Origin of the sequence: Emticicia sp. 17c, assembly GCF_037153985.1 — a bacterium.
In the GTDB taxonomy this organism is placed as follows: Bacteria; Bacteroidota; Bacteroidia; order Cytophagales; family Spirosomataceae; genus Emticicia.
This window is the reverse complement of sequence record NZ_JBBAYI010000001.1, coordinates 593,744-610,973: the sequence shown is the minus strand read 5'-3', so window position 1 is coordinate 610,973 and position 17,230 is coordinate 593,744. Positions and strand designations below refer to the sequence as shown.

Here is a 17,230-nt window from a genome sequence, read left to right as displayed (position 1 = left end):
ATTGTCAGGAATGGTAATAGGAGAGGGTTTTTACCCTCTCTATACTATAATTTACAAAGCCGCTCAGCAGCTTTTTCTAACATTTCGTCATCTTTCGCAAAACAGAATCTTAAAATCTTGTTATCGTTCTTATTCTGATAAAAAACCGATACAGGAATAGAAGCAACCCCAATTTCTTTTGTCCATCTGACAGCAAGGTCATAATCAGGCTCGTCGGTAATATTGCTATAAGAGAGCATTTGAAAGAAACTGCCTTCGGCTGGTTTCAGTGTAAACCTTGAGCTACTCAGCCATTTGATAAACTTATTACGTTTGTCTTCATAGAAACTACGTACTGACAAGTAATTGTCAGGATTTTTCATGAAATCTGCAAAGGCATATTGCATAGGTGTAGGCGATGCAAAGGTTATCCACTGGTGTGTCTTCCTGAACTCAACACTTAGTTCTCTGGGAGCCATACAATAGCCTAATTTCCAGCCAGTAGTATGGAAAGTTTTGCCAAAAGAGCCACATAAAAACGTTCGTTCCTTTAATTCGGGGTGCATGGCAGGCGAAAGATGCTTTCTTTCATCAAAAATAATATGTTCATACACTTCGTCTGATATGATAAATACATTTGTACCCTTTACGGCATCGGCTAACTTGTTCAAGTCTTCTTGGGTTAGGCACTTTCCTGTCGGGTTATGCGGAGTTGTTAATATAAGTGCTTTGGTACGTTCATTAATCTTACTTTTTACTAATGACCAGTCTATCGAAAAATCATTTTCTGGGCTAAGTGTAATATACACAGGTTTACCGCCATTAAGTTCAATAGAAGGAACATAACTATCATAAGCCGGTTCAAATACAATTACCTCATCGCCTGATTGAACAATGGCAGCCATAGTTGCATAGATTGCCTCCGTACAGCCTGAAACGATGGTGATTTCATCAGCAGGATGGTAGTTTAATTGATACAAATCAGCGGTTTTCTGTGCTAGTATTTCCCTTAATGGCAAAATACCAGCCATAGGCGCGTACTGATTCATGCCTTTTTGCATATAATGATTAACCAGTTCGATTAATTGCGGAGAACAGTTATAATTTGGAAAGCCCTGCGATAAATTTAGAGCCCCAGTTTCGGCAGCTAACTGCGACATAACCGTAAAAATGGTGGTTCCTACATGAGGTTGTTTAGAATGAATAAGCATTTATATGATAAAATAATAGAAACTTTTAGGGCAAATTTATAACTAAGGGCCAATGTAGGGCTAGTACATGAAATATCTAGGCATTTAAAACTCAGTAATCTATATTTCTTGAATTTTAAAATAGGTTTATTTTTTTAATCGGTCCAGTTCAAATTTCATTTCACCTACCAGATTGCTCAATTTATCGAAACTAATACTTGGTTCTGGCAACGAATAGCTTAAGAACGCTTTTACTTCCCAGATTTCAATAACATCATTAATTGATATTTCAGTACTAGGAAACCGATGGTTATCTGAGCTTAGTAGAAGTGTCCCCTTTATTTTGACCTGATTGTATACACGTCTGTAAATAATACCCTGTGGTTTGGTAACCAATACATAGTTCTTACTATCAGTAATATCAAACCAGTCTTTTATCAAAGAACCAATTAATAAGGCCCCCTCAAAGGCAAAATCTTCTGTTGCTTCAAAGGCTCTGTAATCGCCTGGCGGCAGCGTAGGCAAATGAAACTCTGTGAGTGTTCTCAGAAAACTAAATTCTTTATTTTTCATCAGGTAGTCGTTAAACTGAAATCGGCGTACTATCTGAATGGTATTTTTATGTGCCGAGCTTTCGCTTACATACCGAGGTGCTGGCTCGATATACTCAGGTTTAGGCACGGGTTTAGGAGCTTGTATCGGAAGTTCAGGCTCAAAACTTATTTTCTCAGTAGGCTTTAGCGTAACTTTCTGGGCTATCATTTCAGCGGGTTTTTCCTGAGGAGTTGGCTCATTGCCTAAGAATTTATGCATTAAATCGCCAATAGAGGGCGGAAAATCAAATGGGTCTTCGTTCGTTTCCGGTTCGTCCTGACTGTAAGCAGGTTTCGAGTCAAAACCAAAGGTAAGGTCAGGGGTTTCGCGTAGTTTTCTTATATCTTTTTTTACGAAATCATCAACACTGATACCAAAAGTATTGGCTATAATTTTAAGCGTATCTACTGGCGGAACAGCCCTTGCTTCTTCATAAGCCCCTACATTGGCTCTTTTGGTACCAATCCGGCGAGCAAACTGCTCCTGAGTTAGTCCATTGATTCGTCGCAGGTATTTTAAATTATTACTAATTAATGACATCTTGCCTTCTATTAAGGTGTGAATATGAACGAAAAGGCTTTTAGACCCTTAAATACCTCCCGAATATCTAAAAATTTTAGTAATTCACCAAATGTGTTTTGTTTTTGAAAGTTTTTTGTATAATTAAAAGAAATTTTGTGAATTTTGTTGCATAACTCTAAAATCAGCAGGCCAATGACCAAGACCATATCTACCAGCGAAACAGAAATAAACGCGCTGTTCCAATTACAAAAAACAAATCTGCTTCAGCTTGCCAGTACAACAGCCAAAGAGCGTATCAAAAAAATAAAAAAGATAATGGATTGGGTACTTGCCAACGAAGAGCGCATTAATGCGTCATTGTATGCCGATTCAAAAAAACGCCCTTCTGAGGTCAAAATAAGTGAAATAATGCCCATTATTGCTGAGGCTAAATATATAATGAAGCATCTAGGAGAATGGATGCGGCCAGAGGAAGTAGAAACCCCACTCAGAATGATGGGTACCGTAAGCAAAATTATACACGAACCCAAAGGTAACTGCCTGATTATAAGCCCCTGGAATTACCCATTTAACCTTACACTAAAGCCTTTGCTGCAAGCTGTTGCCGCCGGAAATGCAGTCATTATAAAGCCTTCTGAAATATCTGTAAACGCCTCACATTTGTTATCAGACATGATAAACGAATTATTTGATAAAAATGAGGTAGCAGTTGTAGAAGGAGACGTGGAGGTATCAACTATTCTGTTAGGTTTGCCATTCAACCACATATTCTTTACTGGTAGTCCGGCTATCGGAAAAGTAGTGATGCAGGCAGCTTCAAAATATCTGGCTTCAGTTACACTGGAATTGGGCGGGAAATCACCCACCATTATTGATGAAACCGCCAATATTATGCAGGCAGCTCATGCTATTACAGCCGAAAAGTTTCTGAATAACGGCCAAACCTGTATTGCACCCGATTACGTGTATATTCATAGGTCAAAAACGAAGGCTTTTGTTGAGGAGGTAGGGCGTTACCTTAAAAAAATGTATGGAGAAGACGCCTCAAAAGCCGAAGATTATTGCAGAATCATTAACCGGAACCATTTTAACAGGGTTAAGGGTTTAATAGATGAAGCAATTGGCAAAGGTGCTGAAATAGCTGTTGGTGGCAAAACAAAGGCTGATGAAAATTACATTGAACCAACCGTAATAACCAATGTGAACGATGATATGCAAATTATGCAACACGAAATATTTGGCCCTGTATTGCCAGTTATGGAGTTTGATACGCACCAAGAAGTAATCTCTTATATAAATGCGCGTGAAAAACCTTTGGCTTTGTATATTTTCAGTAAAAAACGCCAGAATATCGATTACTTTACGTTGAATACGTCTTCGGGGTCGGTGGTTGTGAATGAAACCTCTATCCATTATCTGCAAGACTACCTTCCTTTTGGTGGTGTAAATAATTCGGGTATCGGTAAATCGTTCGGAAGATTTGGTTTTGAAGAGTTTTCCAATAAAAAAGGTGTAGTAGAAAATAAGTTTTCAGCATTCAGTTTGTTTCATCCACCAGCTACAAACCTGAAACTGAAAATGCTTGACTTTATCATCAGGTGGTTTTAATAATAAGTAAGAATGAAATTAACCCGAAGGACATTCATTGTCTTTTCAACGTTTATAACGCTGTCAGCAGTTAGTGCGATAATATTTATGAGACAAAAGTTTTTTGGTAAGAATCCATGGGGAGCGCGTTTGAAAAGAGTGCTGAAGTCGTCTAATTACAAAAATGATTCATTTCAAAATCTTTCTCCCACAGAAGTAACATTGAAAGATGCCTCTTACCTGAAAATGCTTAAAGATTTCTTTAATCGACCAAAAGATGCGGCTCCCGCTAAAATAATACCGTCGGTTAGAACAAATTTGCATACGTTGAAAGCCGATAAACCAACTATTGTGTGGTTTGGACACTCGACATATTTTATCAAATCAAAAGATACTACAATTTTGATTGACCCAGTCATGAGCGGTTCGGTTTCTCCAATTGGTGCTTTTGGCAGAGCTTTTAAAGGTACAGATATTTATTCGGTAAGTGACCTGCCTGAGATTGATATGCTTTTTTTGTCGCATGACCATTATGACCATCTCGACTATAAAACCATTGAAGAACTAAAACCTAAAGTGAAAAAATTTTGTGTGGCACTCGGGATTGGCTCCCATCTGGAGTTCTGGGGTGTGCCTCCAGAAAAAATAATTGAATTTGATTGGTGGGACAACCATAAACACTCGTCAGATATTGAGGTAATAGCTGCTCCGGCTCGCCATTTTTCTGGACGTGCATTAACAAGGGGCAAAACACTATGGACAGCCTTCATTGTAAATATACACGGCTATAAGCTATTTCTTGGCGGAGACTCCGGTTATGATACACATTTCAAAGAAATAGGGGATAAATATGGCCCGTTTGACATAGCAATGGTAGAAAATGGTCAGTATGGAGAAGAATGGCCATATATACACATGTTTCCTGAGCAAACCGCCCAAGCCGCCAAAGATTTACAAGCCAATGTGTTATTACCCGTGCATTGGGGTAAATTTATACTGGCAAATCATTCATGGAATGAACCCATTAAAAGACTAAAAGTAGCTGCCGATAAAACTAATCTGGCTATAACAACCCCCATGATTGGTGAACCTGTAATAATAGATGAAAACCTCCCTGATAAAGTCTGGTGGGAAATCTAAATCTTTCATGCGCTAGTAAGTAATATAAACAAACGGGTTTTGTTTCAATCATGAAACAAAACCCGTTTAGTTATAAACAATACTTTATTTTATTAGGCTGTAATAAATAAAGAAGCTATGGCTAATACTTGTTCTTTAGTTAGTGGTTCGTCAAAAGCTTCGGTTACTGCCTGTTTTGATTTACCTGCAATCCCTTCCAGATTTACACCTCCTTGAGTAGTATTGTCTTCACCAGCATAAACTGCTGCCGGAGAGCCTTCATTCAATGTAATCCAGCCTTTGGCACCTGTAACAAACGCATTTTTATTAAGTAGGCGTCTCACCACAGAAGCATGGCGTGCTTCAACCGAGTGTATTTGCAACGCGTACTCTAACAAAGGTTTGTCTTCGGCTGTCATCAGATTCCCTGCTTGCCCTTTGTAGGCTCTTACGCCTGTGTCTTCTAAAGCGTGCGAAACAATAGCAAATGTTTTATAGCTTGTAAATACATCGGCGAATGCTCCTTTTCCTGTAAAATCAAATTTCGGTTTAGCTACTGCTTTAGTTCCAAGCGCAGCTTGTAAAAATGCTACGTGTTGTGACTCATGTTTACCAATTTGCGTAAAAATTGGTTTTTCTGCAGCCGGAATCAATCCTGAGGCGTTATTGCCCATCATATAAAAATCATTTTCCAAATATTCAAGCGTAAGGGCATAGTTTAATACATCAATTGCGCCTGAAGTAGTTGCATAAGCCTTTTGTAGCGAAGTTGCCAGCAAAGCAGGAATAGCTAATGCTGAAACTTTTTTGCCTAGCGTGTTAAATAGACTACGGCGTGAAAAGAAATCCAGTTTCTCGTGAACATCTGCGTCCACTTTTTCTAGTTCTGAAATTATATTGAAAATATTCATTGTCGGATTTTTTATGCAGTTGGAAGATTAGAACCATTAATTGAATTTTTTACAAAGCCTTTTACAGCCATAAGAATATCAGCTGGTTTCACGGCTTTGTCAAGACCATTGTTATCAATGATGTCATCACCGGCAAAAGAAGCCGAATTCGGCGATAACAAATCTCTGATGGCGGCTGCGTGGCGGGCTTCAACAGATACAATTTTACCTGCAAGTAACAAATAAGTAGCATTCTGAATGAGCTTGCCTGCACCATTGTAGGCTTGTACACCTGTATCTTCAAATAATTTTGCGGCACCTAATACACTGGCTCTGTTACTAAAATCAATTGAAGAAAAATCTACCTCTAGGTTTGGAATGGCTTTATCTGCCAAAGCTGCTTTGAAAAAATCACGGTGAATAATTTCGTGGTCACGAATTTCGGTAAGTAAGGTTTTTTCGGCATCGGTAATTCCTGAATATGGCGATGCCACCACTTGTGTGTAAAAGGCAGCTTCCAGTTGTTCAAGGGCGTAAGCATAATTAAGGATACCAACATCACCAGACCCTAAATCTACGGCAGTAGCACTTGGTGTCATGGTATCGTCCTTATCACAACCTGCTAAAAAAACGGCTCCGGCTACAGTAGTAAGCCCTGCATTTCTTAAAAAATTACGTCTGTCAACGGATTTAACTGATTCATCTTTTACGCGGGCAACAGGCGATGAATCGAAACGAGGTGTTTCCATGGGCATGAATTGTTTTTAAATGAAAGTAACTTTTGAGAGTTACAGATGGATTTATTTTTATTGTAATACTTGATTGCACTTACGGAGTAATAATAGATCTGGATTTCAATAAGAGAAAAAAAAATACGCTTATATCTGACAGATTAGTATTATTTCGTGAAAAGTTATATTAATGTCAGACAATATTAAATAATTATGCCATCTATAATTTAATATTGATTACGGGAGTATCGCGGAATAAAATCTCCTTTCCGATTGTATTGTGTAGATTATTTGCCCATATAAAAGAAAATCCCATATCGTGCCAGATATAGGATTTTTCATAGATAAAAAAAAATTAATTGCAGCCGCCAGTCTCAGCTTTAAAAACTGTTCCACTCTCAGCTTTAAAACCTGCATTAAGTTCAATAGCCTTTGCCTGATAATTAGCCCTAGTGCCTGAACCTGTTACATAGTTAGTGGCAATTATTTTACCACTACCTGCCGAGGCTTGTCTGGTAATATCTCCTGAACTGATATTATCGTTCGGATTGATAAGTGTAAGCGTAGTAGGGCAGGGGAGCGCAGCAATATTTAACTGTTTGCTATTGTTACTGAAAAGAATACAACTTCCAAGCGAATAGGCTTGTTCGAGCGTTTTATTTAGTAAACTACTGGTGTCAAATCCGTTTTCATACGATAGCCCATAAACCGTGAAAGTGCCGCTTGACAGCGAACTGAAATTGGAAGAAGCCGATAAGCTGGTAATCTGATTATTACTTTGATTAATGGCAGCATAGGTGTAACCGAAGCCGGGTGTATCAGGTTTTACTTCAACTACATCGCCTGTGCCGTTAATCGTTAAGGTAATATTTAGTGGGCTAAAAGCAGTATAAATTAATATATAGTAAGTTGTACATTCATTGAGGGCGATAGTGCGGCCTGATTGCCAACTCATATACTGATAAGCATTAGAACCCACTAAGGTAGAACAATTGAATGTGTTTGAAGAGAATACGCTAAAAGCCTGAAAATCAGCTCCATTATCACCTACCGGATTTATTGCATAATTGCCTGTTTTGCTTACGCGAAAACTTACCATAACGGATGTCCAATTCCCCGGATTCTGGCAAGTAGTAAACGTGTTATTTGTATAATTAATCAGTGGTCTGGATACCGCACCAGTAACACTAAATGTTTTGCTTTTATTCTGAAACAAATTGCCTGTAACTTTCGATAACCCAAGGTTAAATACATCACTGCCTTCATCGCCTGAAACTGTTTCTTCTGAGCAGATAAAGGTAGTGCTGGCGTTACAAGCAGATGTTATAGTGAAATTGGCATTACTTATATCAAAAAACTCGGCGGTTACGCTATTAGTACTTACTATTTTTACTCTGCCTAATGAAGTACTCACAATGTTGGCTGGTATCAAGAGGGTTTCCTGCCCGTCGTTAGGCGTTGACCCTGCTAACACAAAAGGAAAAGAGAAACCGCCGTCTATTGATAATAAAATTTTTACATTGGCACTTAGTAAGTCTGTGTTGTTTACTTGCCAGTTAATAGTGGTTGATGTACCCGCAGTTAGGCTTTCTGCACCGTTCGGGGCTGAAACAGTCAGAGGGCCTTTGTCGCCAGCTACCGTAATAGTAACAGAACTCATACCCACCCCCCCACCACCCGAGCGGTTATCTCTGGCTGTAAGTCTGAAAACCATAGTTCGGGCAACATTGGGTAAATCCTCCCCTTCACGGTCATTAGGGTTATTTGCATTATTTAAAACAAAGGCTATATTGGGGAAAGTTCTTACAGGAGAAGCAGCTTGCCGGCTACGGAATAAAGGGGCAGTTGTACTACTAACGGCATCAGTAGTGCCATTACTGGTATTACCCAAAGCCCCTGAGTCACGAGCCATTGGCACATCGTACTCTTCCCATGTATAGTTAAGTATATCTCCGTTTGCATCAGTACCCGAACCTACAAGTGTAAAAGGTGTATTTTTAGGGATTGTATAGGCAGACCCCGCCACAACTACCGGAGCCATATTTCCGGTTGAAGTTGGTGTGCCGCAGGTATTTCCGGTACCTGTCTGAATATAGTAAATCATGTTGTCTAATGAATTGGTATGGAAATAAGATTCCTTCGAGCCAGTCAGGTTTTGTGAAGCTGGGCAAGTACCAAAATAAGACATAATAGTGCTACCGCTACCCGGTTCAAACGCTGTTGCGGTATTTCTGTTTGAAATACTACAATTGGCGTTTCCGTTTCCGTTAAAAGTATGCGGAGCTGTAAACTGATGTCCTACTTCATGAGCCATTAATAAAACACTCGATGGAGTAGTGCTACCTGACCACCCACCACCTTTATAACTATTATTACATACACCATAATACGCAACGCCACCGCCAGTAGTATGTAGCGTATGGCCTAAATCATAATTAGCTGTGCCGTAAATGGTATTCATTTCGGTTCGTAAGGCATTTATATTTTGATAATAAGTGTTTATATCTGAAGTTTTGCGGTAAAAAACATTGCTACTTGCAGAATTAGTAGGCGAAACCAGCGTAAACCTAACAGCTATTTCTCTTTCATACAAACCATTAAGGCTATTTATAATAGCAGCTATTTCAGTATTAATAGCGGTATCGGTATTGCCACGATTCACATAAAATTCATTAGTCACGATAATAGCCATCCGGTATGTTCTTAAACTACTCCCGTTCGTATAAGTCTGGGTAGCTTGTATATTTTTGATACGATTATTATTAGGCAAGTTATCTTTAAAACTACATTCAAACGATTCACTTGTTTGTGTATAAACCTCATAGGCATTACTGAGAACTGATAATTTGTCTCTTTCAATAACAATAATCTGACCATTGCTCTGAATGGTAGCAATCATTTTATCTTTTGTCAGCGTAATTCGGCAACCAACGGCTGTGTTGCCGACTTGTTCGCCTAAATAGGTTTTTACATCACTGTTGACACCTTTCGGTAAAATAGAGTATTCAACGACCTTGAATTTTGCTGACGAACCGTCAGGAAGCGGGAGCGAAACAATAGTTTCAGACTTTTGTGCATTGCCAATACCCAAACTGGTTTCTGTTTTAGCAGTGCTAAGTTGCTGGCGATAAGCTCCTACGTCGATACTGACTTTTCGGACATTTTCCTGAGCCAGAATTTGATGCGAGATACAGAGCAAGAAAGTTAAAAAGAGTACATTAGTTTTCATGGAGGCTATTACAAGAAGATTTAAAAAAAGGCTGATATGATAATATCAGCCTTGCGAAATTACAATTAAAAAATATGATGTCTTATCTTTCAGAAAGGATTTTATTCTATGTTTGAATTACTCCAACATTATAGCGTTTGGTAATCGGAGCATGATTGGCCGCTTCAATACCCATAGAAATTATTTTTCGGGTCTGTAATGGGTCAATTACGCCATCGACCCACAAATTGGCTGCCGCATAATAGGGGCTTAGCTGTGAGTTATACTTGTCTGTAATTGTATTGAGTAATTCTTTTTGTTTTTCTTCGGTTATTTCAATTCCTTTAGCCTTTAAAGTGGCTTCCTGTATCTGTACTAAAGTTTTTGCAGCCGAAGCTCCGCTCATTACAGCCATTTGGCCTGTAACCCATGAGTAAATCAGCCGAGGGTCGTAGGCTTTACCACACATGGCATAGTTGCCAGCTCCGTAAGAGTTACCAACGATAAAAGTAAATTTAGGCACAACCGAATTAGCCATTGCATTTACCATTTTGGCACCATCTTTAATAATACCTCCATGTTCAGAGCGGCTGCCAACCATAAAGCCTGTTACATCCTGAAGAAAAACCAAAGGAATTTTTTGTTGATTACAATTCATAATGAAGCGTGCAGCTTTATCGGCCGAATCAGAATAGATAACTCCCCCCATTTGCATTTCGCCTTTTTTAGATTTAACAATTTTACGTTGGTTGGCCACAATGCCTACTGCCCACCCATCAATTCTGGCTAAGCCACATAAGAGCGTCTGTCCATATCCTTTTTTGTATTGGTCAAATTCAGAGTTATCAACGATACGCTCAATAATTTCGAGCATATCATAAGGTTTTGTTCTGTCGTCGGGTAAGATAGTGTAAATTTCTTCCTGATTTTTTAGTGGAGGTAATGGTGTTTTTCTATCAAATCCGGCTTTGGTATTATGCCCCATTTTATCAAAAATCTTTCTGATTTCATCAAGGCAGGCTTCATCATTCGGGAATTTATTATCAGTCACCCCCGAAATCTCACAATGAGTTGTAGCACCTCCCAGCGTTTCATTGTCGATATCTTCACCTATTGATGATTTTACCAGATAAGAACCCGCCAGAAATACCGAACCTGTGCCTTCCACAATCAGGGCGTAGTCAGACATAATCGGCAAATAGGCTCCGCCAGCCACACAGCTACCCATAATAGCTGCTACCTGCGGAATCCCCATTGACGACATCTGAGCATTGTTTCTGAATATTCGTCCAAAATGTTCTTTATCAGGAAAAACTTCTGCTTGCATAGGCAGAAAAACCCCTGCCGAATCGACCAGATAAATAATAGGTAGCTGGTTTTCCATAGCTATTTCCTGAGCGCGCAGGTTTTTCTTAGCAGTAATCGGAAACCAAGCACCAGCTTTTACCGTTGCATCGTTCGAAACTATCACGCACATACGGCCACTTACATAGCCAATACCACAAATTACACCTCCGTTGGGGCAGCCTCCTTCGTCCTCGTACATCCCTTCACCAGCAAACACACCGAACTCAGTAAAACTACTGTCTTTATCAATTAAGTACTCAATACGTTCCCACGCCGTTAGCTTTCCTTTCGCCTTGTGGGCCTGAATTTTTTTTAAACCTCCACCCAATTTTATTTGTTTAGTTTTCAGGTTCAGTTCTTCAATCAATGAGCTTATACTTGCCATAATTGTCTATAAATTTCGTTGTTGAAGCAAAATAATGATATAAATTCTTAATATTGAACAATTTTTTTGTAAAGATGATAAATAATTGTCAAAAAAATAATTAGTATTGCAACTAATTATCTATAACCAAAAATAAAGATATGACAGTTTTTGCAATTGATGCCGATGAGCAGTTAGAAATGATTCGCCAAAGTGCTAAAGACTTTGCCGAAAACTATATAAAGCCCTATGTAATGGAATGGGACGAAGCCCAGAAGTTTCCGGTTGACCTCTTTCATAAAATGGGAGAGTACGGGTTTATGGGGGTTCTTGTACCTGAGGGTTATGGTGGCTCAGGGTTGGGGTATCAGGAATACATTACTATTATTGATGAAATTTCGCAGGTTTGTGGAGCTATTGGTCTATCTTTGGCCGCTCATAATTCACTTTGTACTAACCATATTCTGACTTTTGCCAACGAAGAACAAAAACACAAATACCTGCCAAAACTTGCTAGTGGCGAATGGATAGGTGCATGGGGGCTTACTGAAACAGGTACGGGGTCGGATGCAGGCGGAATGACTACAACGGCCGTTGAAGATGGAGAATTTTTTGTATTAAATGGCTCTAAAAATTTTATTACTCATGCTATTAGCTCGGACGTAGCCGTAGTAATAGCCCGCACTGGCGAAAAAGGAGATTCGCACGGAATGACGGCCTTTGTTATTGAAAAAGGAACTCCGGGGTTTACTGCTGGTAAAAAAGAGAATAAACTAGGAATGCGCGCCAGCGAAACAGCCTGTTTGTTTTTTGATAATTGCCGTGTACCTAAAGCCAATGTTCTTGGAAATGTTGGAGAAGGATTTGTTCAATCTTTAAAGATTCTTGATGGTGGGCGTATCTCTATTGCTGCGCTTTCGCTTGGTATTGCTAAGGGGGCATTAAACGCAGCTTTAAAATATGCTCAGCAAAGAGAGCAATTCGGCAAAGCCATTATTAATTTTCAGGGAATCAGCTTTAAATTGGCCGATATGGCAACAAAAGTTGAAGCCTCAGAACTCTTAACCAGAAAAGCTGGTTTTCTAAAAGATAACGGGCAGAAAGTAACAAAAGCCTCGGCAATGGCTAAACTTTACGCTTCTGAAACGGCCGTTGAAGTAGCCAACGAAGGGGTACAGGTACACGGAGGGTATGGCTATACAAAAGATTTCCCTGCCGAAAAATATTATCGTGATGCCAAACTATGTACGATAGGCGAGGGAACCTCAGAAATCCAGAAGTTGGTTATATCTCGTGAAATTGCCCGAAAATAAAGCCATTAATGTAAGTTCTCTATGAAAATAATTGAGTGCCCACGAGATGCTATTCAGGGTTTGCATAACTTTATTGCTACTGAAAAAAAAGTGGCATATATAAACCAGTTATTGGCAAGTAACCTGTTTGATACGATTGATTTCGGTAGTTTTGTGTCGGCTAAAGCTATACCACAGATGGCTGATACCTCAGCTGTAATTGAGCAACTGGATACGGCATCGACACAAAGTAAATTACTGGCAATTATAGCCAATGAACGTGGAGCCACTGAAGCAGCAACCTACACTCAAATTACATATCTGGGTTATCCTTTTTCTGTGTCAGAGACATTTCAACAGCGAAATACAAATGCCAGTATCGCTCAGTCGCTCGAACGTGTTAAGGCCATTCAGGATATATGCCTGAAACACAATAAGCAACTGGTGATTTATATTTCAATGGGGTTTGGAAACCCATACGGTGATATATGGAATGCTGAAATTGTACTGGACTGGATAGATAAGTTGAAGGCTTTAGACATAAAAATTTTCTCTTTGTCTGATACAGTCGGGGTGGCTACACCCGAAAATATTTCCTATTTGTTTAATAACCTGATTCCTGCACACCCTGAACTGGAGTTTGGCGCACACTTGCATACAACACCCGACACATGGCAACAAAAAATTGAAAGTGCGTATAATGCTGGATGCCGGCGTTTCGACGGAGCTATTATGGGCTATGGTGGTTGCCCCATGGCTGCCGACGAACTGGTAGGTAATATGCCTACTGAAAATCTGTTGCTATTTTTACAAAATAAAGAATACGATAAAGTAAATGCACTAAAAATAGCATTTCAAAACCTGATAAGCTAATGTACTTTACTGAAATAGCCATTGCTTCTTTTGATAATGTATCGTTCAAATTTATTAAAACTTCCCTTAATGGAAATGTTTTCAGAATTACATTGAACAGACCTGAAAAAAGAAATGCTTTTACGCCCACTATGGTGCAGGAAATAGCCTTTGCTTTAGCTTATGCACACTATAACAAACAAATATGGTGCGTAGTTATTGAAGCCGAAGGGCCTGTTTTTTGTGCTGGTATGGACCTTAATGTGTTTCAGAATCCCGCTTTAGATACACCTAATAATCAGTTACCTGTATCTAATAAAGAAATAACGCTGGGCGATGCCTTCAAGAATCTGCTAAAACCATGTATTGCGAAAATAAATGGCGATGTGCTAGCCGGAGGTTTTTTAATTATTGGCGGTTGTACTTTTGTTGTTGCAACAGAATCGGCAGGTTTTAGCTTGCCAGAAGTCAGGCGAGGGATATTTCCGATGCAGGTAATGGCCACACTACTTAAAATTATGCCTCAGCGCAAAGTATTAGAAATGTGTATTCTTGGTAAAAGATATACTGCTCAGGAGGCATTCGAGCTTGGTTTAGTAACACATTTGTCAACCAACGAAACGCTTGAAAACGATACCGCTCAAATTATAAATATTATTTTGCAAGGAGCTCCTTTAGCCATCAGTAAAGGATTAGAAGCATTGAATACATTAAGTGATTTACCTGACAATGAACAGCACCATTATTTAATAAATACTCTTCAGGAAATAAGAAATTCTTCGGATGCACAGGAGGGGATACAGGCTTTTAAAGAAAAAAGAACCCCTGTCTGGACAAATCAATAACGCTATAAACTTTCTTTACATAAAATTAAGGAATATTTTTTGCTAGAAAGTATTCCAATTACTAGCTTTTTCAGCAAATTTGCAGTCCGAAATTTTAATGTTATTTTTGGCTAAAATTAAGAGGTGTGCTTATGAATCGTAATGAGCTTGAGAAAATCGTCGACAATCTGGATACAGTATTTAGAGGAGATGCCTGGCATGGGCCATCGGTCATGGAATTTATCAATTCAATGCCTCTAAATGTAGTAGATGTCAGAAAGCCGTATTCAAAGTATACTATTTGCCAGTTAGTTTATCATTTGGGTATCTGGCGTAAATTTGTGCTGGAAAAACTGGCAGGCAATATCAGGTACGATTTAGTTAGCGAAGAAGAAAATTATGGGTCGGAAGAAGATATTCAGAAAGCAAACTGGCCTAATCTGGTAGAACAATTAAAGAACTTTCAGGCTGACCTTCTGGATAAACTGGAAGAATTTGACGATACTTTGCTGGCTAAGCTGGTACCGGGTCAGGATTATGATTATTATAAATTATTAACCGGACTGATTCAGCATGATACTTATCATTTAGGAATGATTTGGGTAATGTGGGAATAAAATTAAAAATTTTACGTTGTAGCAAAATAGATTATTAAAATAATGGAAGAATTACAAACGACAGAGCTAGACAGAATTAAAACTTTACTTAATGCTGCTTTTCATGGTGGCTCATGGCATGGCCCATCTGTGCTTGAAAATGTTAAAGATATTAGACCTAAAACTGCCGGAGCTCGTCAGAAAGGAATTCACACAATTGCAGAATTGGTGTATCACATGACAACCTGGAGAATTTTTGCACTTAAAAAAATTCAGGGTGATGCCGATTTTGATATTAAAACAGAAAAACAAAACTGGGGAAATCTGAAAGAGATTGACGACTTTGAGTGGGAAACTCTCCAGATGGAACTTACTTTGAGCCATGATGAACTTATTAGTAGTCTGGCTGAAAAAGATGATAGTTTTCTGAATGAGATAGTTCCGGGTAGTGAGTATGATTTTTATACACTTCTGCACGGCATCATCAGCCATGATTTGTACCATAACGGGCAAATCGGAATCCTTAAAAAGATGGCCCCTAAAAGCAGTAAATTTAATGATGACGAAGATTTATCAAGCAGCCGTTACTTCAACGATGGCTTTGATGATGAATACTAGTCTTTCATAGAAACAAAAACATGAATCTTCTGATTTTTTAAACATATCGTATGACTTTTGAGTTAAATTCACATTAACTTAATTCATACGACTATGTTTAAAATTACTAAATGGGCTGGGAAGCACCCAACGTTAGTTCGCTTTGTTATTCTTCCTGTTTTATTTTATGTGCAGTGCCGTATGGCTTTTGTATTAGGGGCAGAAATGTTCTTTCAAGGTCAGTCTCTATCCGTCAGTTTCCTATTAATTGCCTTTACTATTCATATTCTTGTAGCATTGGTGTATCCATACAATGCGAAAGAGCTCATCCATAAGTTTTATTACCGATTAAAAACCATGCAACTGGTGGCTTGTGTTTCGGCCGCAGCCATGTGGGGTTTTATCGGGAATCAAACCGCTGCTTATTTTGAAAATGTAAGAATAGCTGAATTAGAATTACACCCGAATGTAGGTTATCCATTTTCGGCCGTTGCTGTAACCGTAACCAGTAATACTGTCGGGGAATCGCAAAGTTCAATGCTAACTACCAAAACGTATTTCAAAAAATACTTTAAGAATGTAATAGTGAAAATAAAAAAATCAGTTCTCAATAAACCCAAAACCAGCGATTCGGCCAAGGCTTTACTAGTAATTCTGGGTATTATCCTGATGGCATTTGGTATTGTAGTGCTTGTCTGCGGGATTCAGTGTGGTGGGGCTGCTGGTGCAGTGGCTTTAGGAGTACTAGGCGGATTAGCGTTATTAGGTTTAGGAATCTGGGCATTAGTCGGTGGATTCAGAAGGGCAATAAAAATGATGCGCAGAGAAGCTGTTCACTAAAAACTAAGGCTTGCCACTGGCAAGCCTTAATATTAACTATTGGTTTCAGTTGTTAAGCTAGTAATTAATTCCAGAACTATTTCCTGTTCAGAATCGGGAAGGCACCTGCTAGCACTTAAATAGCCTAGAGCACTTACAAGTTTTCCCTTGTCGAGCGGTGTGTTTAAACTGTTAACATAAGTAGGTAAAACAAACGACAATGGTTTTAAATCACGTCTTTCACACCAATTGTCAATAAGTTTTTCCAATACTGTAATTTCTCCGGCTGGCTTATTCATTCGTTTTAAGCCAGCAACAATACCTGATTTTATCATATTGCTATATGGATTTTCAGGGAGGTTCTGCGCATAATCGGCCGCTTGCTGATAATAACTAAGGGCTTTATCGTTTTGCGCTAGCTCCTCGTAAGATTTACCGACGTTAAGGCATAGCGAAGGCAAATACTTCTTCATGCTTTTATCGGTAATCTTACCAGCCAATTGGAGTGATTCAAGATTCCACCTTAATTTCTCAGACAAATCATTCTGGCAACGCGCCATGTAATGGGCTGCAATAAAGGCTTCAAAATCATTGCTTGACTCTTGCCACGCCTGTTTGAAAAAACTACTTGCTTTGGCAGTATTCCCTTCAAATTCGGCGTTCATCCCTTCTGTACATAACTGTACAATCTTATTGGCTGGGTCAATCTCGAAATCCAT

Annotated in this window: 15 protein-coding genes; 8 read left to right on the top strand and 7 right to left on the bottom strand. The window is 39.0% G+C overall.

What is annotated here, in order from left to right; all coding sequences use genetic code 11:
* Positions 1-44: 44 nt before the first annotated feature.
* Positions 45-1,190 carry a methionine aminotransferase gene (locus WAA15_RS02585; RefSeq protein WP_337040837.1) on the bottom strand — a complete coding sequence of 382 codons (1,146 nt, stop codon included), beginning with the start codon at positions 1,188-1,190 and terminating at the stop codon, positions 45-47.
* A 126-nt stretch (positions 1,191-1,316) separates the two neighbouring features.
* A complete protein-coding gene (locus WAA15_RS02580; RefSeq protein WP_337040836.1) occupies positions 1,317-2,303 on the bottom strand; it encodes a helix-turn-helix transcriptional regulator in 987 nt (328 codons plus the stop codon).
* 174 nt (positions 2,304-2,477) lie between these two features.
* Here WAA15_RS02580 and WAA15_RS02575 point away from each other — a divergent pair, with 174 nt between their 5' ends.
* Together WAA15_RS02575 and WAA15_RS02570 are read left to right on the top strand one after the other, a co-directional pair.
* Entirely contained in the window at positions 2,478-3,893 is a 1,416-nt protein-coding gene (locus WAA15_RS02575; RefSeq protein WP_337040835.1) for an aldehyde dehydrogenase family protein, read from the top strand.
* Between the two features lie 87 nt (positions 3,894-3,980).
* The gene (locus tag WAA15_RS02570; RefSeq protein WP_337040833.1) at positions 3,981-5,012 is read left to right on the top strand and encodes an MBL fold metallo-hydrolase; all 1,032 of its coding nucleotides are present in this window, start codon (positions 3,981-3,983) and stop codon (positions 5,010-5,012) included.
* A 92-nt stretch (positions 5,013-5,104) separates the two neighbouring features.
* Here WAA15_RS02570 and WAA15_RS02565 read toward each other — a convergent pair whose 3' ends face one another.
* The 4 genes from WAA15_RS02565 to WAA15_RS02550 all read right to left on the bottom strand — a co-directional run bounded on the left by WAA15_RS02565 (position 5,105) and on the right by WAA15_RS02550 (position 11,552).
* Positions 5,105-5,866 carry a ferritin-like domain-containing protein gene (locus tag WAA15_RS02565; RefSeq protein ID WP_337040832.1) on the bottom strand — a complete coding sequence of 254 codons (762 nt, stop codon included), beginning with the start codon at positions 5,864-5,866 and terminating at the stop codon, positions 5,105-5,107.
* A gap of 47 nt (positions 5,867-5,913) precedes the next feature.
* Positions 5,914-6,630: a ferritin-like domain-containing protein gene (locus WAA15_RS02560; RefSeq protein ID WP_337040831.1), complete on the bottom strand. Its 717-nt coding sequence runs from the start codon at positions 6,628-6,630 to the stop codon at positions 5,914-5,916.
* A 337-nt stretch (positions 6,631-6,967) separates the two neighbouring features.
* On the bottom strand, positions 6,968-9,841 hold the full coding sequence (locus WAA15_RS02555) for a reprolysin-like metallopeptidase (RefSeq protein WP_337040829.1): 2,874 nt from the start codon (positions 9,839-9,841) through the stop codon (positions 6,968-6,970).
* Between the two features lie 106 nt (positions 9,842-9,947).
* On the bottom strand, positions 9,948-11,552 hold the full coding sequence (locus WAA15_RS02550) for an acyl-CoA carboxylase subunit beta (protein ID WP_337040828.1): 1,605 nt from the start codon (positions 11,550-11,552) through the stop codon (positions 9,948-9,950).
* 140 nt (positions 11,553-11,692) lie between these two features.
* Between WAA15_RS02550 and WAA15_RS02545 the strand changes: the two genes are divergently transcribed.
* From WAA15_RS02545 to WAA15_RS02520, 6 genes are all read left to right on the top strand, one after another.
* A complete protein-coding gene (locus WAA15_RS02545; protein WP_337040827.1) occupies positions 11,693-12,844 on the top strand; it encodes an acyl-CoA dehydrogenase family protein in 1,152 nt (383 codons plus the stop codon).
* A 21-nt stretch (positions 12,845-12,865) separates the two neighbouring features.
* Positions 12,866-13,696: a hydroxymethylglutaryl-CoA lyase gene (locus tag WAA15_RS02540; RefSeq protein WP_337040826.1), complete on the top strand. Its 831-nt coding sequence runs from the start codon at positions 12,866-12,868 to the stop codon at positions 13,694-13,696.
* Positions 13,696-14,520 (top strand): enoyl-CoA hydratase/isomerase family protein, encoded by an 825-nt coding sequence (locus WAA15_RS02535; RefSeq protein WP_337040825.1) that lies wholly within the window; start codon positions 13,696-13,698, stop codon positions 14,518-14,520. The genes WAA15_RS02540 and WAA15_RS02535 overlap by 1 nt, the downstream gene beginning before the upstream one ends.
* 131 nt (positions 14,521-14,651) lie before the next feature.
* A complete protein-coding gene (locus tag WAA15_RS02530; protein WP_337040823.1) occupies positions 14,652-15,116 on the top strand; it encodes a DinB family protein in 465 nt (154 codons plus the stop codon).
* Between the two features lie 42 nt (positions 15,117-15,158).
* Entirely contained in the window at positions 15,159-15,713 is a 555-nt protein-coding gene (locus WAA15_RS02525) for a DinB family protein (RefSeq protein WP_337040822.1), read from the top strand.
* A 93-nt stretch (positions 15,714-15,806) separates the two neighbouring features.
* A complete protein-coding gene (locus WAA15_RS02520) occupies positions 15,807-16,532 on the top strand; it encodes a hypothetical protein (protein ID WP_337040820.1) in 726 nt (241 codons plus the stop codon).
* A 32-nt stretch (positions 16,533-16,564) separates the two neighbouring features.
* On the opposite strand, the gene WAA15_RS02515 is transcribed toward WAA15_RS02520, so the two are convergent.
* Positions 16,565-17,230: a hypothetical protein gene (locus WAA15_RS02515; protein WP_337040819.1), complete on the bottom strand. Its 666-nt coding sequence runs from the start codon at positions 17,228-17,230 to the stop codon at positions 16,565-16,567.

Excerpts from the sequence above, each read along its gene's own strand:
- WAA15_RS02585 (WP_337040837.1), bottom strand. The coding sequence starts at position 1,190 with ATGCTTATTCATTCTAAACAACCTCATGTAGGAACCACCATTTTTACG.
- WAA15_RS02580 (WP_337040836.1), bottom strand. The coding sequence starts at position 2,303 with ATGTCATTAATTAGTAATAATTTAAAATACCTGCGACGAATCAATGGA.
- WAA15_RS02575 (WP_337040835.1), top strand. The coding sequence starts at position 2,478 with ATGACCAAGACCATATCTACCAGCGAAACAGAAATAAACGCGCTGTTC.
- WAA15_RS02570 (WP_337040833.1), top strand. The coding sequence starts at position 3,981 with ATGAGACAAAAGTTTTTTGGTAAGAATCCATGGGGAGCGCGTTTGAAA.
- WAA15_RS02560 (WP_337040831.1), bottom strand. The coding sequence starts at position 6,630 with ATGGAAACACCTCGTTTCGATTCATCGCCTGTTGCCCGCGTAAAAGAT.
- WAA15_RS02555 (WP_337040829.1), bottom strand. The coding sequence starts at position 9,841 with ATGAAAACTAATGTACTCTTTTTAACTTTCTTGCTCTGTATCTCGCAT.
- WAA15_RS02550 (WP_337040828.1), bottom strand. The coding sequence starts at position 11,552 with ATGGCAAGTATAAGCTCATTGATTGAAGAACTGAACCTGAAAACTAAA.
- WAA15_RS02545 (WP_337040827.1), top strand. The coding sequence starts at position 11,693 with ATGACAGTTTTTGCAATTGATGCCGATGAGCAGTTAGAAATGATTCGC.
- WAA15_RS02540 (WP_337040826.1), top strand. The coding sequence starts at position 12,866 with ATGAAAATAATTGAGTGCCCACGAGATGCTATTCAGGGTTTGCATAAC.
- WAA15_RS02535 (WP_337040825.1), top strand. The coding sequence starts at position 13,696 with ATGTACTTTACTGAAATAGCCATTGCTTCTTTTGATAATGTATCGTTC.
- WAA15_RS02530 (WP_337040823.1), top strand. The coding sequence starts at position 14,652 with ATGAATCGTAATGAGCTTGAGAAAATCGTCGACAATCTGGATACAGTA.
- WAA15_RS02525 (WP_337040822.1), top strand. The coding sequence starts at position 15,159 with ATGGAAGAATTACAAACGACAGAGCTAGACAGAATTAAAACTTTACTT.
- WAA15_RS02520 (WP_337040820.1), top strand. The coding sequence starts at position 15,807 with ATGTTTAAAATTACTAAATGGGCTGGGAAGCACCCAACGTTAGTTCGC.
- WAA15_RS02515 (WP_337040819.1), bottom strand. The coding sequence starts at position 17,230 with ATGGATTTCGAGATTGACCCAGCCAATAAGATTGTACAGTTATGTACA.